The sequence below is a fragment of the Ancylobacter sp. VNQ12 genome (assembly GCF_049445835.1).
Lineage (GTDB): Bacteria > Pseudomonadota > Alphaproteobacteria > Rhizobiales > Xanthobacteraceae > Ancylobacter.
Genome location: NZ_JBMSDU010000013.1, coordinates 34,543 through 57,073 on the forward strand (window position 1 = coordinate 34,543; position 22,531 = coordinate 57,073).

At 66.2% G+C, this 22,531-nt stretch carries 17 protein-coding genes and 2 tRNA genes; 9 read left to right on the forward strand and 10 right to left on the reverse strand.

What is annotated here, in order from left to right; all coding sequences use genetic code 11:
• Positions 1–3: 3 nt before the first annotated feature.
• From ACO2RV_RS16635 to ACO2RV_RS16645, 3 genes are read right to left on the reverse strand one after another with little or no spacing between them, the layout of a single operon-like run.
• Entirely contained in the window at positions 4–3,399 is a 3,396-nt protein-coding gene (locus ACO2RV_RS16635) for a UvrD-helicase domain-containing protein (protein WP_393981568.1), read from the reverse strand.
• Entirely contained in the window at positions 3,399–6,056 is a 2,658-nt protein-coding gene (locus tag ACO2RV_RS16640; RefSeq protein WP_393981570.1) for a PD-(D/E)XK nuclease family protein, read from the reverse strand. The genes ACO2RV_RS16635 and ACO2RV_RS16640 overlap by 1 nt, the downstream gene beginning before the upstream one ends.
• A gap of 22 nt (positions 6,057–6,078) precedes the next feature.
• Positions 6,079–6,222: a hypothetical protein gene (locus ACO2RV_RS16645; RefSeq protein WP_393981572.1), complete on the reverse strand. Its 144-nt coding sequence runs from the start codon at positions 6,220–6,222 to the stop codon at positions 6,079–6,081.
• A gap of 128 nt (positions 6,223–6,350) precedes the next feature.
• On the opposite strand from ACO2RV_RS16645, the gene ACO2RV_RS16650 reads away from it, so the two are divergent.
• From ACO2RV_RS16650 to ACO2RV_RS16660, 3 genes are read left to right on the forward strand one after another with little or no spacing between them, the layout of a single operon-like run.
• Complete coding sequence (locus tag ACO2RV_RS16650) at positions 6,351–7,274, forward strand: WYL domain-containing protein (RefSeq protein WP_393981574.1); 924 nt, start codon at positions 6,351–6,353, stop codon at positions 7,272–7,274.
• Positions 7,274–7,891 carry a DUF1819 family protein gene (locus ACO2RV_RS16655; protein ID WP_393981576.1) on the forward strand — a complete coding sequence of 206 codons (618 nt, stop codon included), beginning with the start codon at positions 7,274–7,276 and terminating at the stop codon, positions 7,889–7,891. The genes ACO2RV_RS16650 and ACO2RV_RS16655 overlap by 1 nt, the downstream gene beginning before the upstream one ends.
• Before the next feature lie 2 nt (positions 7,892–7,893).
• Positions 7,894–8,505: a DUF1788 domain-containing protein gene (locus tag ACO2RV_RS16660; RefSeq protein ID WP_393981578.1), complete on the forward strand. Its 612-nt coding sequence runs from the start codon at positions 7,894–7,896 to the stop codon at positions 8,503–8,505.
• Between the two features lie 135 nt (positions 8,506–8,640).
• Here the strand turns inward: ACO2RV_RS16660 and ACO2RV_RS16665 are convergent, their stop codons facing one another.
• The 3 genes from ACO2RV_RS16665 to ACO2RV_RS16675 form a co-directional block, all read right to left on the reverse strand.
• Positions 8,641–9,015, reverse strand: a complete 375-nt coding sequence (locus ACO2RV_RS16665) for a hypothetical protein (RefSeq protein WP_423294953.1) — start codon at positions 9,013–9,015, stop codon at positions 8,641–8,643.
• 77 nt (positions 9,016–9,092) lie between these two features.
• A complete protein-coding gene (locus ACO2RV_RS16670) occupies positions 9,093–9,524 on the reverse strand; it encodes a type II toxin-antitoxin system VapC family toxin (protein ID WP_393981594.1) in 432 nt (143 codons plus the stop codon).
• Positions 9,521–9,823, reverse strand: a complete 303-nt coding sequence (locus ACO2RV_RS16675; RefSeq protein ID WP_393981596.1) for a hypothetical protein — start codon at positions 9,821–9,823, stop codon at positions 9,521–9,523. Before ACO2RV_RS16675 ends, ACO2RV_RS16670 begins: the two co-directional genes overlap by 4 nt.
• A gap of 559 nt (positions 9,824–10,382) precedes the next feature.
• Here ACO2RV_RS16675 and ACO2RV_RS16680 point away from each other — a divergent pair.
• Positions 10,383–12,059, forward strand: a complete 1,677-nt coding sequence (locus ACO2RV_RS16680) for a recombinase family protein (protein ID WP_393981779.1) — start codon at positions 10,383–10,385, stop codon at positions 12,057–12,059.
• On the opposite strand, the gene ACO2RV_RS16685 is transcribed toward ACO2RV_RS16680, so the two are convergent.
• From ACO2RV_RS16685 to ACO2RV_RS16695, 3 genes are all read right to left on the reverse strand, one after another.
• Positions 12,018–12,093 (reverse strand) — tRNA-Asn (locus ACO2RV_RS16685). The genes ACO2RV_RS16680 and ACO2RV_RS16685 overlap by 42 nt on opposite strands.
• Before the next feature lie 99 nt (positions 12,094–12,192).
• Positions 12,193–13,992 (reverse strand): ABC transporter ATP-binding protein, encoded by a 1,800-nt coding sequence (locus ACO2RV_RS16690; protein ID WP_423294956.1) that lies wholly within the window; start codon positions 13,990–13,992, stop codon positions 12,193–12,195.
• Between the two features lie 212 nt (positions 13,993–14,204).
• A tRNA-Cys gene (locus tag ACO2RV_RS16695) sits at positions 14,205–14,278 on the reverse strand.
• Positions 14,279–14,577: 299 nt separating this feature from the next.
• On the opposite strand from ACO2RV_RS16695, the gene ACO2RV_RS16700 reads away from it, so the two are divergent.
• The 5 genes from ACO2RV_RS16700 to ACO2RV_RS16720 all read left to right on the forward strand — a co-directional run bounded on the left by ACO2RV_RS16700 (position 14,578) and on the right by ACO2RV_RS16720 (position 21,934).
• On the forward strand, positions 14,578–15,240 hold the full coding sequence (locus tag ACO2RV_RS16700; RefSeq protein WP_423294958.1) for a protein-L-isoaspartate O-methyltransferase family protein: 663 nt from the start codon (positions 14,578–14,580) through the stop codon (positions 15,238–15,240).
• A 175-nt stretch (positions 15,241–15,415) separates the two neighbouring features.
• Positions 15,416–16,825 carry a TolC family outer membrane protein gene (locus tag ACO2RV_RS16705; protein WP_423294960.1) on the forward strand — a complete coding sequence of 470 codons (1,410 nt, stop codon included), beginning with the start codon at positions 15,416–15,418 and terminating at the stop codon, positions 16,823–16,825.
• Positions 16,826–17,042: 217 nt separating this feature from the next.
• Positions 17,043–18,227, forward strand: a complete 1,185-nt coding sequence (locus ACO2RV_RS16710; protein WP_423294963.1) for a DUF2497 domain-containing protein — start codon at positions 17,043–17,045, stop codon at positions 18,225–18,227.
• Positions 18,228–18,347: 120 nt separating this feature from the next.
• A complete protein-coding gene (locus ACO2RV_RS16715) occupies positions 18,348–21,182 on the forward strand; it encodes a valine--tRNA ligase (RefSeq protein WP_423294965.1) in 2,835 nt (944 codons plus the stop codon).
• 35 nt (positions 21,183–21,217) lie between these two features.
• Positions 21,218–21,934, forward strand: a complete 717-nt coding sequence (locus tag ACO2RV_RS16720) for an MgtC/SapB family protein (RefSeq protein WP_423294967.1) — start codon at positions 21,218–21,220, stop codon at positions 21,932–21,934.
• Positions 21,935–21,946: 12 nt separating this feature from the next.
• Here the strand turns inward: ACO2RV_RS16720 and ACO2RV_RS16725 are convergent, their stop codons facing one another.
• Positions 21,947–22,357 carry a lysozyme inhibitor LprI family protein gene (locus ACO2RV_RS16725; RefSeq protein WP_423294969.1) on the reverse strand — a complete coding sequence of 137 codons (411 nt, stop codon included), beginning with the start codon at positions 22,355–22,357 and terminating at the stop codon, positions 21,947–21,949.
• Positions 22,358–22,531: the final 174 nt, after the last annotated feature.

Genomic DNA, 22,531 nt, shown 5'->3' on the forward strand with positions numbered 1-22,531 from the left:
GTGTCAGGCAGCCATCGCCCGGGCCGAGGGCGAGACGGTGATGATGGCGCCGGTCGTCATCAGCACGATCAGACCGCGCTCGGCGCCGGTCATGTCGAGATAGGCGCGGACTTGCGAGCGATAGTGATCGAGCGTCTGGGGATCGGGGTTCACGTCGCTTTTCCAGTCGACGACAACGGTAGGGCTTCCTTCGGCGCTGAGAGTCAGCGCATCCGCTATACCGGCCGTCGCCGTCTCCTCGCCGTCATCCGTGCGGGCGGCGTAAACGGGGAACTCGGCCAGGAGCGCCGGGCGCAACGCCGCGATCTCGGGCAGAGCCAGGGTCCGAACGACACAGCCTGCCAGTTCCTCGTCCGAAAGACCCGTCGCTGGATCGGCGACCGGCGAACGGCCGAGCGTCCGGATGAGCTCGCCGGCGCGTTTTGCGAGGGCTGGCGCGGTCGCATCGGTTTCCCCGGTCAGGACCTCCTCCATGAGCTTGTGGAGGATCAGTCCGCGTTCCCGGCCACCCTGGACCACGACGGTCGCCTCGAGTTCACGCGGTTGATCATCGGCCGAGCCTATCCAGATTTCGGCCTCTTCCTCCTGAAGTACCGCGCCGGAGGCGCTCTCGTCGCGGCTGGGCGCCAGCCAGGTGAGGCGCGTCTGCCGGGCGGCGATGGCCGCAGCCTCGGCCGCGAAGATGTCGCGCGTCTGGATATTGCTCGCGCCGGCGCCGCCACCTGCCTGGCCGAGCGGCAGGTGCGAGACATCAAGGCCGGGAAGATCGGCGAGCGACAGGTCGAGCAGGCCGATCCAGGCCGATTTTGAAGGCTTTGTGTCGAGCCGGGGCAGCACGAGGAGTTCGCGGGCGCGCGTCGCCGCGACATACCAGAGCCGGATGCGCTCGCGATCCAGCTCGTCCTTTTCCGCCTGGCGCGCGGCCTCATAGCCATCGGGCGCGACGCCGAGGACCGGGCAATAGAATGTGTCGGTCTGGCGGTCGATCACCGCGCTGTCGGGCGACATGACGCCCGTCATGGTGTTGACGGGAATGACAATTGGCCATTCGAGGCCCTTGGCGGCGTGCATGGTGAAGAGCGCGACGGCTTCTTCCTGCGCATCGGGCCGGCCTTCCACAGCGCGAGCCTCGTCGGTCCAGGCCGCGGTCATCGCCTCGGCGAAGGCGCGAAGGCCGCGCACGGCGTAGCCAGTCGACAGGCTCAGATAGAGATCGACGTTGGCGAGCGCGCGTTCGGCCTGGCCGCTATGGCGCTCGAGAAGAAGGGGACGAACCCGCATCACGTCTACGGCCTGCGAGAGAAGCTCGTGCGGCGTCGTGCTGTTGCTGCGGCGGTAGAGCGCTTGCAGCTTTTCGATAGTCTCGCGTGCGAGCGGATGAGCGATGGCGGCGGGATCGACGCGGAGATCGAGACGGGGAATCCGGTCGGGCTCTTCCTCCGAACGCGGCAGGGTCCAGACGATGTCCAGAAGCTCCTCTTCGGTGAGGCCGAGCAGCGGGCCGCGCAGCAGCGCGCCGAGCGCCAGCGTGTCGCGCCGGTCGGCGAGGACGCGGGTGAGCGCAATCAGGTCCTGGACCTCCTGGCGGCGGAAGAACCCCTTGCCGGCCTGTGTCGCCACCGGAATGCCGCGACGCTCCAGCGCCTCCTCATAGCGCCACAGCTCGGCGCCGGTCGGCGCCAGCAAGGCGATGTCGCCCGGCTGACAAGGACGTTCCGCGCCGGTGCGCCGGTCGATGATGGGCTGGCTGTCGATCAGGCGCGCGCACAGCTCGGCCACGGCATCGGCTTCGGCGTCGCGCTGCTGCTCGGCGCTGGCCTTGCCGTTTTCGTCCGCGACGGCGATGTCGAGGGCCGCGACGCACAAGCCGTTGCCGGGATCGTCGTGAAACGGATCGAGGGCCGTAAATCCGGGTTGGCCATCGGCCGAGAGCACGGCCTCGAAGCGTTCGTTGACGAACGTGAGGATTGAGGCGCAGGAGCGGAAATTGGTGGAGATCGACAGGAGGCTGTCGGGGTCCTGAGCGTTAAAGGAGTCGCGCGCCTGCACATAGGCGCCGACATCGGCGCCGCGGAAGCGATAGATCGCCTGCTTGGGGTCGCCGACCAGGAAGAGTGCGCCCGGCCGGATCCGGAATCGGGTCCAGTCGGCATCGCCATCGACCGGCTCGCCGCACAGCCGCCAGAAGATCTCGGTTTGCAGGGGATCGGTGTCCTGGAACTCATCGACGAGGACATGCGCGAAGCGCTGTCCCAGCGCGCGCCGGACATCATCGTGGTCGCGCAGCAGGTCGCGTGCGGCGAAAATCAGATCATCGAAGTCGAGCTGGGCGCTCGCGCGCTTGTGGTCGCGATAGCGCTGCAGGATCGGACGCGCCTCCTCGATCAGAGCCGCCAGAACCTGGCTGGCCGCCGCCTGAAGAAGCGAGGCCCGGGCGTCGCAGCAGGCGGTGTAGTGGCCTTCGGCAGCGATGTTCAGCCGCTCGCCGTCGGCCTTGGAGAGGCCCGCCTGCTTCGCCGCTTCGGTCCATTTGCCCTTCTTGCGATAGGAGGCAAAGGCGCCTGCCTTGGTGCAAAGGTCCGGGTGCGGACGCGAGGTCAAAAGCCGGATCAAGCCCGAGGGCATGGCGGGATCGGGACCGGCCGCCAGCGCGGTCGCCATCTCGACCAGCCGCTCGACGATCACGACCGTTTCCGGCTCGGTCGCCGCCGTCCCGCGCATGAAGACTGCGAAATCCGCCGTCGCCTGCCGGAAGGCTGTCAGATGACCGTCAAGCGGGGAGACGGCCGGCGCCGTGAGGGTGCGGCGGCGTCGCAGATTCTCGGCGATCTTGTGGACCAGCGCCACGGTTTCACCGGGGCTGTGCAGCACCATCTCAGCGAGAATGCCGCCCTGATCGCCGGACAGGCGCTCCCGCAGCCAGCCATCGAAGATCTCTAGGAAGGTGAGATCGGCCTGATTGCGGTCCATGACGCCGGCGCCGGGATCGATGTCGGCCTCGGCCGGATAGGGCTTGATCAGGCGCTGGCAGAAGCCGTGAATGGTTGAGCAGGTGATTTCGTCGATCGCGGCGCTTGCGGCCGCGAGATTGCCACGCTGCGTTTGCGACAGGCCATCGGGCAGGGCCACACGCAGCTCGGCCGCGATATGTCCGGCCGAGAGGTCGGCGACAAACTCGCGGACACGCGAGAGAAGCTCGCTGGCCGCCAGTTCGGTGAAGGTGACGGCGGCGATGGCGCGCGGAGGGACACCCTCGGCGAGCATGACGGCGATGCGTCCGGCCATAACGGCGGTCTTGCCCGAGCCCGCGCCGGCTTCAACCAGGATCGAGCGATCATGGAGGCTGATCGCGTCGTGCCGTGCCCCGTCATCCTTGAGAACGTTGGACACGCTGCTCATCATTCCGCCTCCCAGATTTGAGCGACTTCGCCCAGCCGCTCGGTCGCGGCCGGCATCTTGCGTTTGCAATAGGTGGCGCTGGCATTGGCCGGCAGGGCGAAGGCGAGATCGTCATAGTCGCCACCCGTGTCGGGGCCTGGCAGCGCCGCGCCGCCGGCGAAACTGATCCTCGCCGCGCGCAGATAGCCGGTGATCTCGGCGAGCACCGCCTCGGGGTCGTCGAGCTGAAGGTCGACGGGCTCGCGTGGGAACAGCAACGAGGCGCTGATCGCGACGTCATGGCCGAGCAGCGCCTTCACCGCGAAGGCGTAGAGGCAGCGCTGAAGCTCCCGGCCGCCATTCAGCCGGATCGCGGTCCGGGGCGGGCGGCCCGTCTTGTAGTCGCGGACGAGCGCGCGCTTGCCGTCGCCCGCGATGTCGAGCCGGTCGATGTAGCCGGCGATATTGAACCCTGTGTCGGGGATCGTGACCGGCAGGCCGGGATCCCACGGCGTCTCCGCGTCCGACTTGGTCTCCAATCCGCCGAACGGCACCTCGCCATAAGAGCGGGCGCCCGGAAGAAGGTCATCGCCATAGGCTAAAGCCCGACCCGCCATCAGCCGAGCATCGTCCAGGGTGCGCCCCCAGATGACGGCCGGCGGGATCGGGCGTTCACTTTCCCAATCGGCGGCGACAAGCTCGGCGGCCCGATCCACCGCTGCCGTGATCGCCGCGGCGTCGGCGGACGCCAGTCCACCGGCGTCCTCCAGGTCGCGCAAGGCGCGGTCGAGAACCATGTGAACCAGATCGCCGACGCCGAGCGCGTCGAGCACGAGCGGCTCGGCGCTGCTTTCGGGCACGCGCCAGCCGAAGGCATAGACCCAGGCGAAGCTCAGCGGATTGCGCAGCAGACGCCGGAGCGAGCTGGCCGACTGGGTGCGGGCCAGGATCGAGAGGATGATCGGATGATCGGGCCGGATGAGGCCGTCATGCGCCGTGATCTCGGTACGCCGCCAGTCGCGCCAGCAGCCTTGCGCGCTGACTGCCTGTGGAGCCGTGCTGAACTCCTGCGGCCGGGCCATGAGGCGGTCGGTTTCGCTGAAGGCATGGGCGGGCACGGCATTGCGGCGGAGGTAAACCTCCTCGCCATGCCCGGCGAGCAGCGGGCTGCGTCCCAGCAGGCGTCCGTCGCTGTCGCGCCGGGCGCGAGAGAGGACGACTTCACCGGCCGTGGTGGCCAGGATCGTCTCGAAATCCCGGCGATCGGCGAGGTTCACCGGAAGCGGGTCGAGCTCGGCAGTCGGGACAACATGGTCCGGGATCAGCCGGTCTTCGGCGATCCCGCGCGGCCAGCGCGAGGAGTTGAGACCGATCAATCGCACGAAGCGGCGCGGCGAGGCCGCGAGCGCGCTGACCGGCATCCAGGCGACGGACACACAGGCTTCCAGCCCGTCATCCTGCTTCAGGGTTTCGAGGATGGCGTCGATCGAGGCGGCTGGCCCGGCGAGAAGGGCCTTGCGCCAGATGGCAAGCGCACGGCCCTTGAGAAAGGCCTCGCCGATCTCGGGTGCAATGTCCGGCCCCTTGGCGAGAAGCTCGACCGCAGCGCACAGGGCCGGCGCGTGATCCGTGCCGTCGGGCCAGTCTTCCGGCTTCAACCGTGCCAGCAGGCGGTTCCAGGCATTGGGCGTCGACATGGGTGCATCGGCCGGCAGGACGCGCAGCCAGCCTTCGGGCAAGGATTCAAACGGCGCGGAATCCCGACACAGGGCGGCGAGACGCCGGAGCCGGGACTGCGACAGTCCGCGAACGACGATGTCTGCCAGCGCGGCGGCGGCCTGGCCTTCGCGGGTGGTGACGGTCCTGACGCCATGGACGAAGTGCAGGTCGATATTGGAGTCTGCGCGCAGGGCGAGGAAGTGATCGTCATAGTCGGCGGGCGAGGCGGTGGCGATCGCGATGTCTGAGGGCGCCGCCCGCCCTGAGGCAAGAAGCGACCGCGCCCAGCGCATGGCTTCGATGGCCTCGTGATAGGCCGTGGCCGCGCTGACGGCGCTGACTGCCGGTGTCCCCGCCGGAGCACGCGACACGCCGACGCCCGTGCCCTCCAGCCAGGCTGGCGCCGTCCTCGGCCCGGCCGTCCATTGCACGGGTATATGCGCGGTGAGCGCCTTCAGCAGCGGCCGCCAGCAGGGTGAGAGTTCCGTGAGGCCAGCGATCTCCATGGGGCCGAGAACGGCGGGCGCATGGGCGATACGGCTGGTGGCGGCGGCGACGATGTCGATGGGGCGCATCGTGCCGGCGGGAAGCTGCGCCAGGACCGCCGCCTCCAGCCGGGCGATGGCGTCGAGTCGCGGATGATCGGCCGCTCGCGCCGCAAGGTCGATGCCCGCACGCCAAGCCTTGTGCAAGGTGTCCGCGGCCGCGTCGATCATGCCGGGCAGCGACTTGATGTTCTCCAGCTCGCCCATCGGCGTTCCTGGCAGCACGGCTTGGATCGCCGCGCGCAGGCTTTCGTCGTCGATCGGCCGGACGAAACCTCCGGCGAGCCGCACCGCCGCCTGTTCGAAGGACATGACCTGCAGGCCGTGGCGCCCGTCGCGGGCCGCCGCCAGGCGGCGTTCCCGCACGGCGAGGCGGCCGTGAACGACGAGGGTGGATCGACTCGCGACGGCCATAACCGCTCTCCTTCCCGGGGGGCTACTTCTTGTTCGGACGCTGGGTGAGCGCCGATGCAGCCACCGTCTTCGCGGCCTTACTGCTCTTCGGATTCCGCAGCACCTTGGCGGCGGCGCTCGCCGCCCGCTTGCTGGTGACTTCGCCTTTCGAACCGCGCTTGGGCATTGTCTTGCCTCCCGAATTTCACGCCGATCACTATTGACGGGCGCCCTCGATGGGAATAATAATTACACGGATCGCGTCGATATGTCCATATACTTTTTATGCCCATCGGCGCACGGAGGCGGAAAGCGATGCTGGAAGGCGCTACGGCGTTGAAATGGGGTGTGGAGCGCCGGCTCGAGTTCATCGAGTTCCGGCTGTTCTGGGAGGGCGGGGTCAATCGCTCCGACATCATCGAGATGTTCGACGTGTCCGTACCCCAGGCATCGAAGGATCTGACGCTCTATCAGGAGCGCGCGCCTCAGAACGCCATCTACGACAAGAGCGCGAAACGCTATGTCGTGAGCGCGCAGTTCTCCCCGATTTTCCTGAAGCCCGATCCCGACGGTTATCTGTCCCGCCTGCGCTCCCTCGCCGAGGGTCTCACCGAGCCAAGCGAGTCCTGGATCGCGCATCCGCCCCAGACTGATATAGCCTTGACGCCGCGACGCGAGGTCGATTCAGGCGTGTTGCAGGCGATCCTCGGCGCGGTTCGCGAATACCGTTCGATCGATGTCCATTACCAATCGATGAGCGGCAAACGAGCCGACCCCATGTGGCGCCGGATGACGCCGCACGCTTTCGGCTATGACGGCCTGCGCTGGCACGCGCGCGCCTATTGTCACATCGACAATAAGTTCAAGGATTTCCTGCTGCCTCGGGTCCTCGGCGTGCGCGACATGGATGCTCCCGGACCCGGCGGCGATCAGGATACATTGTGGCAGGAGACTTTCGACATCGAGATCGGTCCGCATCCTCGTCTGACACCGAGCCAGCGCGCGGTGGTGGCAAAGGACTATGGGATGAGGAAGGAGCGGGCCGTTTTGACGGTGCGCTACGCGATGCTCTTTTATGTTCTCAAGCGCCTTGGCCTACTCGGCGACGCTAGTCAGCAGGATCCCCGCACCCAGCATATTGTTGCCCTCAACGCCGCTGAGACGGCACGCGCCCTGAAGCGCGCTGACTTCGAAATTGAGGAAACAGAGCAAGCTCCAAAGGTCAGGGGGAGCGCTTGATGGAGAGGTCGGAACAGCGCCCCTATCTTATGTCCTTTGGAACGGGCGGCCTCTTCATCAACGAAAGCGTGGCCGTTGCTCGACTGCACGTCGCCGGCGCCGATTGGGATTCGACATTGGTCGCCGCGCAAGAGAACGGCGCATTCCCGGTCCGCAAGGCAAGTTCGGCGCGGCGCTCGATCCGGGAGATCGTCAACCGCTTGAAGCATCTGTCTCCGGATGAGCTGGCGCTTTTCAAAGAAGGGAACCGGAGCGAGCAGGCCGCTCTTCTGTGGCTCGCAGCCTGCCGCGCGTACAGGTTCATCGGCGAATTCGCGGTTGAGGTGCTCAGCGACAGGTTCCTGTCGTTGCGGACCGACCTTAGCTATGACGATTTCGATGCGTTCCTGGCCGCTAAGGAGGAATGGTCTCCGAAGCTCGCGGCGCTATCGGCATCGACACGCGCCAAACTTCGCGCCGTGCTCTTCCGCCTGATGCGGGAGGCTGAGGTCTTGTCACAGGATAACCGGATCCTCGGGGCGATGTTGTCGCCGCGCGTGTTGGCCGTGATCCAGGCCAGCAACCCCGATGAACTTCGCTACTTCCCCGGTGCAGAGCGACAGTTGGGGAGGCGATAACGATGTCGCGAACGAGTGGGACGGCAAGCCCCAAGGATCGCTTCGATCACCTCCTGAAGGTGGTCGCGAGCGAGCGCTTTCTGAAGAAGCAGGGCCTCGGCAACGAGGTGCCATTCTTCATCTGCCCCTATCCAGCCGACGAGGCCGTCGCCATGGAGGCGATGCGCGCCAGCCTCGTGAAGCAACTTGGAAACCGAGGCGTGCGCGTGATCGAGATCAATCTCTACGATCTCAGCATCGCCTTGCTGCGCGATCGTGGCATCTGGGATGAGGTTCTCGCCGCAGAAAACAGCATCAGGAAGGACGAGCTGAAAGAGCTTCTTCAAGGGGTTCTCGATCCCGAAACGCATCTCGTTCCTGAAATCGGCGCACGGCTCTCAAGCGAGGAGTTCGATGTCCTGTTTTTGTCGGGAGTCGGTGAGGTCTATCCCTATATCCGGTCCCACAATGTGTTGAACAACCTCCAGAGCACCGCCAAGGAAAAGCCGACGGTGATGTTCTTCCCTGGGAAATACACGCACAGCCTGGCCACAGGAGCATCGCTCGATTTGTTCGGAATCCTGCACGACGACAAATATTACCGGGCATTCGACATAACACACTACGAGATCTGAGGGGGGCATGACCAAACTTCGCGACATTTTTGAGAAACCTGTCGATCGCGCGATCGAGGGGGTCATCAAGGCGGATGACGAGGCCAGCCTTCGGGTCGAACTCGAGGAGTATGTCATCACCAACGAGATCGAGCGTCAGTTCGAAAGGTTCTGCACCTCCTCCAACTGGGCGGAATACCAGTCGTGCTCGGCGGCGGCCCTTTGCTTAATCCCCGCGAGCAGGTCGGCAGGCACGTCGTCAGGGGACAAGGAGGCGAGTTCGGCAAAGGCCTCGACCTCACTCTGGACGGCGTTGAAACGATCTTCCCAAGTCTCGTTGTATTGCGAGGCCTCATCCAGAATGGCTTGTTTGAACGGTAGCGCTTCACCGAAGTCTAGCGCCTGCAAGGCATGGTAAGCCTCGCTCTCGCTGTCGATGACATGCTGCTGCATTTCTTGATCGCCGGGCCAGTCCGTTTTGGCGGCGCGTCGAATCCCGTTAAGAACTTCAGAGGGTATGTCCTGCGTCATAGGCTCACCTGAATCTTTCAATCTTGGGCGGAAATATCGGAGCTGACGGGGGTATGTCGGTGACCGAAATTTTGTCGCTATGAGCCGCCCCGCAGCGGGTTGATCGTGCTGATCCCTGCAAAATGCTTCTCATTGTCGGTGACGATCGTGCAGCCGTTAGATTCCGCAACGGCGGCGATGATCATGTCCAAGGCGCTGCGCGGGTGGCCAGCGGCTGTCCCATCGGCCATTAGTCTCGCCCAAACGAGACCTGCCTTCTCGTCGAAGGGGAGAACGCGCCCGGCGAAGAGCGCTGATGGGCCTTCCGGCCCTGCGAACCACGCTTCGAGCTGATCGCGCTTGCGGCCGGCAGGCTTCTCCAGCACGCCGCGCCGAATCTCGGCGATGGTGAGCGAGGCGATGAAAAGGTCTTCGTCGACCTGTTCGGCCATCCACGCCAGCAGCGAGTCCGAGGGGGCGGTCTTGGTGACGTTGCTGATAATGATGGTGTCGAGAAGATACCGGCTCACAGGTCAACCTTGCGACCTGGCTCATAGGGGCGGGCTGGCACGGCATCGGCGCCAACCAGAGGCGAGCGTCGGAGGGCTTCGAGGATGCCACCCTTTCGCGGCGGCTGACCGGCGATGCCTTGGCTGACGGCAGCGCGCAAGCGCTCGGCCTCCGGGCCGTTCTCGGCCAAGCGCTTCGCAAACGAGCGAATTAGCTCCCGATCGGAATCGCGCCCGAGAACCTCGAAGCGCGCCATGCCGCGTTCAACCAAGCGGTTCCGGTAGTTCTTGATGGCGCGCCTCTGAGACGTGTCGCTCATGATTGACCTCCGCGATATTACCAGTAATATATCCAGTTACAGGTCGGACGGCAAGATGGCCTGGAGCAAGGGCTCGTTCCGGGAAGGAAGCGATGATGGCTGATGCCGTCGAACACCGCACGCGACCGCATCACCCAGCCGCCGATTGTAGGTATTTGCGCTTCGCCACGACGCGCCAGGGTTCGCCAGCGGAGCCTATCGCGACCGGGAGCGGCCGATATTTCACTGCATGTTTATCGCGTAACCAACTGAAACTGTTCAATGTTGTGGGGTTAGATGCGACAATGACAGCATGTCTGCCAACGTCGTTCAATTCCCAGCGTCGCAGGGCGACGCCGACCTTTACGACTACGTCCGCCCAATCCGGTCGGCGCTGCCGGAGCCGCGGTCACGCGCTCGGAACGGGGGCGAGCACCAGGCGAGCCTCAAAATCTCTGATGACTGGCCCGATCACGTGCCGGTCACTGAGGCCGAGCTGGACCTTTTCGAAGTCCATTTCGGTCCGCTCCTCGACGAGCTGCTGGGCTCGAAAAACTGAATTTGTGAAGGGAGGTCCCGCATGAACGCCAAAGCGACCCCTGCCTTGGCTTCGCCGGGGCGTGCCGCTCTCTATCTGCGTGTTTCGACCGGCCGGCAGGCCGAACACGATCTTTCGATTCCAGACCAGCGCCGTCAACTTCAAGCCTATTGCCAAGCGAAAGGCATCGCCGTCGTCGCCGAGTTTGTCGAGCCGGGTGCGTCGGCGACAGACGACCGGCGACCTGAGTTTCAGCGGATGATGGACGCCGGAGCACAAAAGCCCGCGCCGTTCGACTTCATCATCGTGCATTCCTTCTCGCGCTTCTTTCGCGATCAGTTTCAGCTCGAATTCTATGTCCGGCGACTGGCGAAGAACGGTATCCGCCTCACGTCCATCACGCAGGATCTCGGCGATGATCCGATGAGCGTGATGATGCGTCAGATCATGGCATTGTTCGATGAATACCAGTCGAAAGAGAATGCCAAGCACACGCTCCGGGCCATGCGCGAGAATGCCCGCCAGGGCTATTGGAATGGCTCGCGGCCGCCCTTCGGCTACAGGATCGTGGCGGCCGAGCAGCGGGGCGCGAGGACCAAGAAGAAGATCGAGCCCGATCCGGCCCAGGTCGAGACGGTCCGGCTCATGTTCCGCCTTGCACGGGTCGGCGCCGACGACGGTCCAATGGGGTCCCGCCAGATCGCCGACTATCTGAACACGCGCGGTATCCGGACGCAGACCGGCGGGCGCTGGGGCGTCGGGGCGGTCCACCAGATCCTGACGCGGGAGACCTACATCGGCCACCATCGCTTCAACGTCTCGGGCAAGCGCAAGGGAGAGCAGAAGTCGGAAGACGAGATCGTCGATGTGGTGGTCGAGCCGATCATCGACGAGGAGGAGTTCGCCGAGGTCCAGGCGGTGATGCGATCGCGCAGCCCGCAACTGAAGGCCCCGCGGTTCGTAACGGCCGGGACGCTCCTGGGCGGCGTGTGCTTCTGTGCCGATTGCGGGGGAGCCATGACGCTCCGCACCTCCGGCAAGGGGGACCAATACCGCTACTACACCTGCTGCACGACGGCACGGCAGGGGAAGACGGCGTGCCGCGGCCGCACGATCCCGATGGACGAACTGGACACAATGGTTGTGTCGCATCTGGAGAAGCGACTGCTTGCACCCGAGCGGCTTGAGGAGCTGCTCGCTGGTCTGCTTAAGCGTAAGGAGGAGCACGCTGAACGCCTGAAGGGTCGCATTGCCGAACTGAGGAAGCAGGCTGCGGACGCTGAAGCCAAACTGACTCGGCTGTACGAGGCCATTGAGAATGGTCTCGCTGAAATGGACGATTCCAACCTCAAGGGACGGATTGTCGAGTTGAAGCGGATCCGTGATTCGGCGCGGGCCGATGCGGACCGGGCCGAAAACAGGGGAGAGGGCGACGACAATCGAGTGACGCCGGAGCTGCTGCGTCGGTTCGGGATCGAGGCTCGTAAGAAGATCAGGGATCGAGAGGGCGGTTTCCGGCGCCATCATCTCCAGGCGCTAGTTCAGCGGGTGGAGGTCGGAGCCGACGAAATTCGGATCAGGGGATCGAAGCCAAGGCTCCTCCAGACGCTTGTGGCGTCTGGAGGAAACTATGGAGTGGAAACTGCGGCGCACGGCGTTCGCAGTTTCGTTCCGAATTGGCTCCCTGAGCAGGACTCGAACCTGCGACCATTCGATTAACAGTCGAACGCTCTACCAACTGAGCTATCAGGGACCGGAGGCGCCGAAGCGCCTCGGAGGCCGGCCATATAGCAACGCGATTCCGGTTTGTGAAGTCAGAACCGCACGCCATCGGGCCGGCATGTGGATATCCTCAGGCGCTGAGGCGCTCCTCCTGGCCTGCGAACTGCAGCTGGTGGAAGCTGAAATAGCGGCCGCGACGGGCGATAAGCTCCTCGTGGCGACCGCTTTCGACGACGCGGCCGCGATCGATGACGCAGATGCTGTCGGCGTTCACGACCGTCTGCAGCCGGTGGGCGATGACGATGGTCGTGCGGTTCATCTGCAGCGAACGCAGAGCCCGCTGCACCTCGGCCTCCGATTCGCTGTCGAGCGCGGCGGTGGCCTCGTCGAGCAGGAGAATCGGCGAATCCTTCAGGAAGGCGCGGGCGATGGCGATGCGCTGGCGCTGGCCGCCGGAGAGCTGGGCGCCATGCTCGCCGACCTGGCTGTCATAGCCGTCGGCGAAACCCATGATGAAGTCGTGCGCATGGGCAGCGCGCGCGGCGGTCTCGATCTCCTCGTCGCTCGCACCGGGCCGGCCGGCCGCAATGTTCTCGCGGATCGAGCCGGAGAACAGGAAGACGTCCTGGTTCACGAAGCTGATGGCGCTGCGCAGAGAATGATAGGTGACCTGATCGATCTTCTGGCCGTCGATGGCGATGGTGCCCGACTCCACTTCGTAGAAGCGCTCGATCAGGCTCATCACGGTGCTCTTGCCGCCGCCCGAGGGGCCGACCAGCGCCGTGGTCTTGCCGGCCTCGGCGACGAAGCTGAGGCCGCGCAGCACCGGCTCGTCCTTGCGATAGCCGAAGAACACGTCGTTGAACTCGATACGGCCGCCCTGCAGCGCGAGCTCCGGCGTGCCGGGCGGGTCCTGCTCGACGGCGGCGCGGTCGAGGATCTCGAACAGCATGCGGGCGCCCAGCAGCTGCGGGGTCAGGTCGATGTTGAGGCGGGCGAGCCGCTTGGCCGGCTCGTAGCTCAGCAGCAGGGCGGTGATGACCGAGAAGAACTCGCCCGGCGTGCGGCCGCCATGCAGCACGCCCCAGCCGGCATACATGACCACCAGACCGATCGCGACGCCGCCCAGCGCCTCCATGAGGGGACCCGACTGCGACTGCGCGCGGATCATCCGATTGGAGGCCTTCTCCATCTTGTCGATGCGGCCATAGATCTTGGTCCGCATCTCCTGTTCCATGGTGAAGGACTTGACGGTGCGGATGCCCTGGAAGGCCTCGATCGACTCCGTCATGATCTGCACAGCGGAGTGGAACTCGCGCTGGAAGATCTTCTGCACCTTGCGGATCAGGCTGCGCACGCCGCCGACCGCGATCGGCATCACCAGCAGGCAGATCAGCGCCATGAACGGGTCCTGGGTGACCATCACGGCGGTGAGGCCGATCACCGAGAGCAGGTCGCGCCCCAGGCTCGTGATGAGCAGGTTCAGCACGTTGCGCGCCCCCTGCGCGCCGTTGGTGAACCGCAGCATGATCTCGGCGGTGTGGCCGCCGGCGAAATAGCTGACATCCTGCGCCAGCAGGCGGTCGAGCACGCGCTTCTGGTTGTCGGCGACGATGCGATTGCCGACGCGCGACAGCGTCACGGCCTGGCCATAGGTGGCGAAGCCCTTGATCACGCTGAGCGCCAGCACGGCGCCCGAAAGGATCCAGATGGCGGCCGAGTTCTGCTGGACGAAGATGCGGTTGATGACGTCGCCCATGAGGAAGGCAAGGCCGGAGGTGGTGGCCGCCATGATGCCCATGAAGACGAAGGAGATGGCGTAACCCTTCCAGTGGCGGCGACCATCGGTCAGCATCAGCCGCTTGATCGTATCCCGTGTCTCGGGGCTGATCAGGTTGCGGAAACGATCGCCCAACTTGCTGGCTGCCATCAGTAATTCCTTTGAACAGGGTCGGCCGTCAGGGGACGGCGCTTTGCCCGTACGCTTTGCCGACGCTGGCCGCGGCGGCTTCATCAACGACGATCGGTCTGAGTTGTCAAACGTCGCCAGGGTCAGGCCGCTTCAGTGCGCGGCAGCTGTATCCGGTGCGACACGCGCCGCCGGAGCCGATCATCCGACACTCCGGCGACGCGTGTGTGAACTGGAGGCCACGGAGGGAATCGAACCCCCGTACGCGGATTTGCAGTCCGCTGCGTAACCACTCCGCCACGTGGCCATCCGGAGCGGGATGCGGTGCATGCCCACCCGAAGGACCGGGGCGCCTCATAACAGAGCCTTCCGGGATCGGCAACGGAGGTCGCGCGGCCATCCACTGCGGCGCGGGGCCGTTTCCCCACGGAAATGCCGGGAGGGCCGCGTCGGAGTGCGTCGACAAGGCCTGGGATTTTGTCGACGGGGCTCGCATGACGAGGCTTGCATTGCGCCCGCGCGTGCCGCAATTCTGCTGCGGATTTCCGCACGGCCGCCCACGGTACCCAATCGGTGCGGCCGCCCACGTTTTGAGGTTGTCTCCAAATGATCAACTTTGCCGAGCTGCGTCGCGCCATGGTGGATGCGCAGGTGCGCGCCAATGACGTCACCGACCTTCGCATCGTTGCCGCCATGCTGGAGACCCCGCGTGAGCGGTTCGTGCCGGCCGGCCTGCGCAACTTTGCCTATATCGACGACGACCTGCTGGTGAAGGACGCCTCGCCCGCGCGCTATCTGATGGAGCCGATGGTGCTCGCCAAGCTGCTGCAGGCGGCGGAGATCGGCCCGGACGCTCTGGTGCTCGATGTCGGCGCGGCGACCGGCTATTCGACCGCGGTCCTCGCCAAGCTGGCGGGGCAGGTTGTCGCGGTGGAGGAGGATGCCGAGCTGGCCGCGCAGGGATCCGGCCTGCTCGTCGAGCTCGGCCTGCTCAACGCTGCCTATGTGCAAGGCCCGCTGACGGCGGGCTGGGCGGGCGAGGCGCCCTATGACGTCATCCTGCTCAATGGCTCGATCGATGCGGCTCCCGAGGCGCTGCTCGCCCAGCTGAAGCCCGAGGGGCGGCTGGTGGCCGTGGTCGGCCGCGGTCGGGCAGGGCGCGCGACGGTGTATTCCAATACCTCCGGCGGGATCGGGTCGCGCGTGGTCTTCGACGCCGCCGTGCCGACCCTGCCGGGATTCGAGGCGCGTCCGGGCTTTGTATTCTGAGGCGTTGCGGGCGCGCTGTGGCTGATCTGCCGCGCGTCCGATTAAATCGTCTGATGAACCAAACCGACTGGTTCACAGCCTCGCGGACAGCACCTATTCTGATAATGGTGGGGAAGTCAGAGAATCGTCCTTTGCAGGCGATTCCGTTGAATTAGTGTGCGCAGGGGTTTGGGCCATGTGGCTTTCCGCTACCAGGGGCAGAGTTGTCGCGTTCGCGGCAATGGCGTTGTTTGTTGGCTCCTCGTTGCCGGCGCAGTCACAGACCCTGGAACAGGCTCTGGTCGCCGCTTACAAGAACAACCCGACGCTGAATTCGCAGCGCGCGGCGACCCGCGCGACCGACGAATATGTGCCGATCGCGCTGTCCGGCTACCGTCCGCAGATCTTCGGCACCGGCTATGTCGGGGCCCAGTGGTCGGAGACCCGGCTCGATTCGGGCTATGCCCTTCAGCAGGGCACGGGGACGACCAGCAATACCCGCACGACGCCCTCCGGCGTCGGCGTCACCATCAGCCAGACGATCTATAACGGGCTGTCGACCGCCAACTCAGTGCGCGGTGCCGAATCGCAGGTTCGCGGACAGCGCGAGCTGCTGCGCAACACCGAGCAGCTGGTGCTGCTCGATGCTGCCACCGCCTATATGAACGTGCTGCAGAACACCGCGCTCCTCGAGCTGCAGAAGCAGAACCTCGAAGCGTTGCGCGAGGAACTGCGCGCCGCCCGCGACCGATTCTCGGTCGGCGAGATAACGCGGACCGACGTCGCCCAGGCCGAGGCGAGCGTCGCCAATGCCCAGAGCGAGCTGGCTCTGGCGCAGTCCAATTTGAATACCGCCAATGCCGTCTTCTTTCAGGTGATCGGACTCAAGCCGACCAAGCTCTCGCCGGGCCGGCCGATCGACGGCCTGTTGCCGAAGTCGCTGCAGGGCGCCGTCGAAGCCGGCCTCGGCCAGCATCCGGCGATCAAGTCGGCGCAGTTCTCGGTGGACGCCGCGCTGTCGAACGTGAAGGTCGCCGAAGCGGTACTGTCGCCGACGCTGACGCTGAACGGGCAGGCCTCGTCCGACTACAACAGCACCCAGAACGTCGAGCGGCAGACCACCGCCTCGGCCACGCTGAACCTGACCGTGCCGATCTATCAGGGCGGCGCCGAGTTTGCGACGATCCGCCAGAACAAGGAACTGCTCAGCCAGTCGCGCATCGAGGTGGATGTGAACCGCGAGCAGGTGCGTGCGAATGTCGTGCAGTACTGGGGCGCGCTGGTGGCCGCCAAGGCCGCCATCGAATCCGCCCAGGCATCGGTTGCCGCCAACGAGATCGCGCTGCGCGGCGTGCGCGAGGAGTGGCGCGTCGGCCAGCGCACCACGCTCGACGTGCTGAACGCGCAGACGGCGCTGTTCGACGCCCGCGCCAGCCTCGTCATCGCCCAGCGCGACCGCGTGGTCGCCTCCTATGCGGTACTGTCGGCTTCGGGCGCGCTCAATGCCGGCAAGCTCGGCCTCAAGGTCGCGACCTACAATCCCAAGGTCCATTACGACCAGGTGCGCGATGCCTGGTTCGGTGTGCGCACCCCGGGCGGGGAGTGAGGGGGCGGCGCCTGTCGCCTCCTTCGCAATCCACAGCGACATCGACCCTCCGCGTGGTGCCAGGCTTGGCGCGGTGTCATATTAATGAGGCGTTAACAGGTGATTCGCGTGGCCTCACGCGGAGTTCCGCAGGCGCGCCGCATCGGTCCAAGCAGACCTGGGTCCAGAAACCGGAATCGAACGCATGTCGGCGAGTGCGAGGGCAAGTGAGCCGTCAATGGAGGAAATCCTTGCCTCCATCCGGCGCATCATCTCCGACGAGGTAGCGGCGGAGCCGCAGATGCCGTGCTCCGAGAACCCGCGAGCGGAGGCCGCCCGGCCCGCCGCTCCCGGTGCCGATATCGCGGTGGCCACCACCGGGCCGGCAGGGCGCAACGCTCCCTCCCATGTTGCCGGCGATGCGCCACAGGATGCGGCTGCCTCGGGAAGCTCTGCCGACACTGGCGAAGCGCGTGTCCCGACTGCCGGCGATCCGGTTCGGAGAATGCCATCGTCGGCACGTCCGGCGGGAGCGCCGCGGTCGTCGCCGGTCTATTCGAATTATGTTCCGGCCGGGCGTCCGGTGGCCGCCGATCCGTTCGGCGCGCATCGCCGTCAGGCTTCCGCCGCGGTGCTGAGCGCGCTGGCCGCTTCGCCGGTCGAACGGGCGCCTGTCGCCGAGCCGCAGGCCGTTCTGGAAGTGGCCCGGACCGAGCCGGCCCCGCCGCAGCCCGCGACCGTCGACGACAGCGATCTCGATGCGTCGCTCTCGGCGGCGCTGTTCGACCTGTCGCTGGTTGAGCAGGCGGTGCAGGCGGAACTTGCGACGATGACGGTCGACGCGGCGCCGCACGTGACGACGGCCGATGACGAGCGCTCCGGCGACGAGCGTTCTTCGGCCGAGCTTCCCCGAGCGGGCCACGCGGAGCCGGAGGTCGCGGTGTCCGACGATCATCCGGCGGATGCGTCCGCCGCTGCTCCCCTCCAAGTCCCATCCGCGCCGGAGACCGACGACATGCAGGTGCAAGCAAGGCCCGTCCACGCTCCGTCGCGCGCCGCCGGTTCCGAGCCGGCGGAAGAGCGTCGCGTTCCCGAGACCCGCGTGCCGGAAGCCGCACGGCCGTCCGAGCCGCGCTTCCTGCCCGCCGCTGCCCGCGCGAACACCGCGACGGACACGCCGGCGGTAGCGTCCGTCCTGCCGGAGGCCCCTTCGCGCCTTGTCTCCACCGCGACCAATGCGGCGGTGTCGACCGCGTTCGGCACGCTCGCGCGCACGGTCGCGTCGAACTCGCGCACCGTGGACGACCTCGTCACCGAGGCGCTGCGGCCGATGCTGAAGGCGTGGCTCGACGAGAATCTGCCCACGCTGGTCGAGCGTCTCGTGCGCGCCGAGATCGAGCGCGTCGCCCGCCAGGGCCTCTGAACGGGCGACTAAAACACTGAATTACGCGGCGGTGTGCACGCGCCGTCTTTTGGCGTGTTGACTTGAGGCCAAGGCTCCGCTTTCTCTCGCACCCGTTTCATTCGAGGTGCCGGAGCCAAAATGCTCGACAACAGGTTCGATCCCGCCGCCGTTGAAGACCGCATCTACCAGACATGGGTGGATGCTGGCGCGTTCAAGGCCGGACGTCCCGAGCGCGTAGGCGCCGAGTCCTACTGCATCGTCATCCCGCCGCCGAATGTCACCGGCTCGCTCCATATGGGGCACGCGCTCAACAACACGCTGCAGGACGTGCTCTGCCGCTTCGAGCGCATGCGCGGCAAGGACGTGCTCTGGCAGGTCGGCACCGACCATGCCGGCATCGCCACGCAGATGGTGGTCGAGCGCCAGCTCGCCGAGCGCCAGCTGCCCGGCCGGCGCGAGCTCGGTCGCGGCCCGTTCGTCGAGCGCGTCTGGGCGTGGAAGGAAGAATCCGGCGGCACCATCATCAACCAGCTGAAGAAGCTCGGTGCCTCGGCCGACTGGTCGCGCGAGCGCTTCACCATGGACGAGGGGCTGTCGCGCGCCGTCCTCAAGGTGTTCGTCCGGCTCTACAAGGAAGGGCTGATCTACAAGGACAAGCGGCTGGTGAACTGGGACCCGAAGTTCCAGTCGGCCATCTCCGATCTCGAGGTGCTGCAGGTCGAGGTGAAGGGCCATCTCTGGCACTTCCGCTATCCGCTCGCCGACGGCGTGACCTACCAGCACCCGATCGCCTTCGACGCGGACGGCCAGCCCTTCGAGTTCGAGACGCGCGACTATATCGTCGTCGCCACCACGCGCCCCGAGACCATGCTGGGCGATACGGGCGTCGCGGTGCATCCGGAGGATCCGCGCTACCAGGGGCTCGTCGCCGCTGGCGCCAAGGTGCGTCTGCCGCTGGTCGGCCGGCTGATCCCCATCGTCGCGGACGACTATTCCGACCCGACCAAGGGCACCGGCGCGGTGAAGATCACCCCGGCGCACGACTTCAACGACTTCGAGGTCGGCCGCCGGCAGAAGCTGGCGATGATCAACGTGCTCGACGCCGAGGCGCGCCTGACCCTTGTCGGCAATGGCGACTTTCTCGACGGTACGCAGCCGGGTCCGGACCGCGACATTGTGCTCGGGCTGGACGGCCTCAGCCGTGAGGCGGGGCGCAAGGCCATCGTCGCGCTGTTCGAGGAACGCGGCCTCGTCGACAAGATCGAGCCGCACACCCACATGGTGCCGCATGGCGACCGCTCCAACGTGGTCATCGAGCCGTGGCTGACCGACCAGTGGTATGTTGACGCCCACACGCTGGCGCAGCCGGCGCTCGCCGCCGTGCGCGAGGGGCGGACTTCCTTCGTGCCGAAGAACTGGGAGAAGACCTATTTCGAGTGGCTGGAGAACATCCAGCCCTGGTGCGTCTCGCGCCAGCTCTGGTGGGGCCACCAGATTCCGGCCTGGTACGGGCCGGACGGCACGATCTTCGTCGAGGAGACAGAGGAGGCGGCGGTCGCCGCCGCGCTGGCGCACTGCGTGCAGGCCGGCATCATCAGCGATGACGAGGCGCGCGAACTCGCCGTCGATCCCGAGAAGCGGGCGGCGCTGATCACCCGCGACGAGGACGTGCTCGACACCTGGTTCTCCTCGGCGCTGTGGCCGTTCTCCACGCTCGGCTGGCCAGACGAGACGGCTGAACTCAACCGCTTCTATCCGACCTCGGTGCTGATCACCGGCTTCGACATCATCTTCTTCTGGGTCGCCCGGATGATGATGATGGGCCTGCACTTCATGCCCGACGTGCCGTTTAGGGATGTCTACATCCACGCCCTCGTCCGCGACGAGAAGGGCGCCAAGATGTCGAAGTCCAAGGGCAACGTCATCGATCCGCTCGATCTGGTCGAGAAATACGGCGCCGACGCGCTGCGCTTCACGCTCGCGGCCATGGCGGCGCAGGGGCGCGACATCAAGCTGGCGACCTCGCGTGTCGAGGGCTACCGCAACTTCGCGACCAAGCTGTGGAACGCGGCCCGCTTCGCCGAGATGAACGAGTGCCGGCGCGACCCGGCCTTCGACCCGGCCCGCGCGGAATCGACGCTCAACCGCTGGATCATCGGCGAGACGCAAAAGGCGGGCGCCGAGATCACCACGGCGCTGGAAGCCTACAAGTTCAACGAGGCGGCGGGCGCGGCCTATCGCTTCGTGTGGAACATCTTCTGCGACTGGTATCTGGAGCTCGCCAAGCCGGTGCTCACCAGCCCGGCCGGCGGCTGGAAGGCCGAGACGCGCGCGACCACGGCCTTCGTGCTCGACGAGATCCTGAAGCTGCTGCACCCCTTCATGCCGTTCCTCACCGAGGAATTGTGGGCGCGCACGGCCGAGACCGGCGCGCCGCGCGACGGGCTGCTGGTGCTTGCCGCCTGGCCGAAGCTGGAAGGGCTGGAGACGCCCGACGCCGAGGCGGAGATCGGCTGGCTGATCGACCTCGTGACCGAGATTCGTTCGGTGCGGGCGGAGATGAACGTGCCGGCCGGCGCGCAGATCCCGCTCGTGCTGGTCGGCGTCAGCGAGGAGGCACGCGACCGCGTCATCATCTGGCATGACGTGCTCACCCGCCTCGCGCGGCTGTCCGCCATCGCCTTCGAGTTCGAGGCGCCGGCCGGCTCGGTGCAGATCGTGGTGCGCAACGAGACGGCGGCGCTGCCGTTGGCCGGCATCATCGACATGGAGGCGGAGGCGGTCCGCCTTGCCAAGGAGCTGGCCAAGGCGGCGGACGACATCGCCAAGGTCGACGCCAAGCTCGGCAATGCGGATTTCATCCGGCGCGCGCCGGAAGAGGTGATCGAGGAGCAGCGCGAGCGGCGCGAGAATGCCGCCGCCCGCGCGGCGAAAATCCGCGAGGCGCTGGCACGGATCGGCAAGGCGGCCTGACGGGAAGCATCGAGAGGAACGGCGGGGGAGGGCGCATGCCGTTCATCGAGAGCTTTCAGACGCATGATTTCCTCGCGACGCTGGTCAGCCTGCTGGTGGCCTTCGCCATGGGCACGCTGATCGGCGCCGAGCGGCAATACCGCCAGCGCACCGCGGGGCTGCGCACCAATGTGCTGGTTGCCATCGGTGCCTGCCAGTTCGTCGACATGGCGATGCATCTGAGCGGCCCGGACGGGGCGGTGCGCGTCGTCGCCTATGTGGTGTCCGGCATCGGCTTCCTCGGTGCCGGAGTCATCATGAAGGAGGGCGCGAACATCCGCGGCCTCAACACGGCGGCGACGCTGTGGTGCTCGGCGGCGGTCGGGGCCTGCGCGGGGGCGGACCTCGTCGCCCAATCAGTGCTGCTCACCGCCTTCGTGCTGGCCGGCAACACCATGCTGCGGCCGCTGGTGTCGGCACTGGAGCGGGCGCCGCGCTCGGAAGAGGCGACGGAGGCGACCTATGGCGTCAGCGCCGTGGTCAGGGCCGGCGGCGCCACCGAGCTTCAGGGCAAGCTCTCCGCCCTGCTGGAGGCGGCGCATTTTCCGATCGACATCATCGAGCCGCAGGACCGGACGGACGGCTCGGTCGAGCTTCGGGCGACGCTGGTCAACACCTCGGTGCGGATAGCCGAGCTCGACGCCGCCGTGGTGCGCATCCGCCATCTGCCGAACGTGGTCTCGGCCACCTGGACCCGTAGCGCGGCGGACTGAGGGAGCGCCCGCTCAGTTGGCGGGAGGCACCGGGCAGCTGGTGTCGCCCTCCTGGCAGGCGAGCAGCGTTTCCAGCTCGCCGACCCGGGTGCGGGTGACGGCATCCAGGCAGAGCGCCACCGTCATCGGATAGATGCTGCCGCCCTCCACGCCCGAGGCGCGAAAGGCGCATTCGGCATCGCGAAAGCCGATCCATGCCTTCTGCGCCTTCACCAGCTTCGCCTTGGTGTCGGCATTCCCGGCCAGCCGAGCGACGATCCGGCCATAGACCGCGTTCAGCCGGGCATCGGTTTTCCTGTAGGTCGCCGCGGCGCATTCATCGAGCCCCATCTGGCTGGGATTCGAACAATCCTGCGCTCGTGCCGGCCCGGCGAGCGGGGCGAGCAGAACCAGCGGAAGAAGGCAAAAGAGCGACCGGGCCATGGGCGTATCCTCTTGATGGTTAACGAGTTTTATCGCTGCCGTGGTATCCGGGCCTAGGGCCGAAAACTACACTTGGATACCGTTGCATCGTGTCAAAGCTGCAACACTGTCACGCATTCGCAACCATATCGGAAGGGGTTGGCCGCCATGCCGCGAAGCCGCCACAAACCGGCA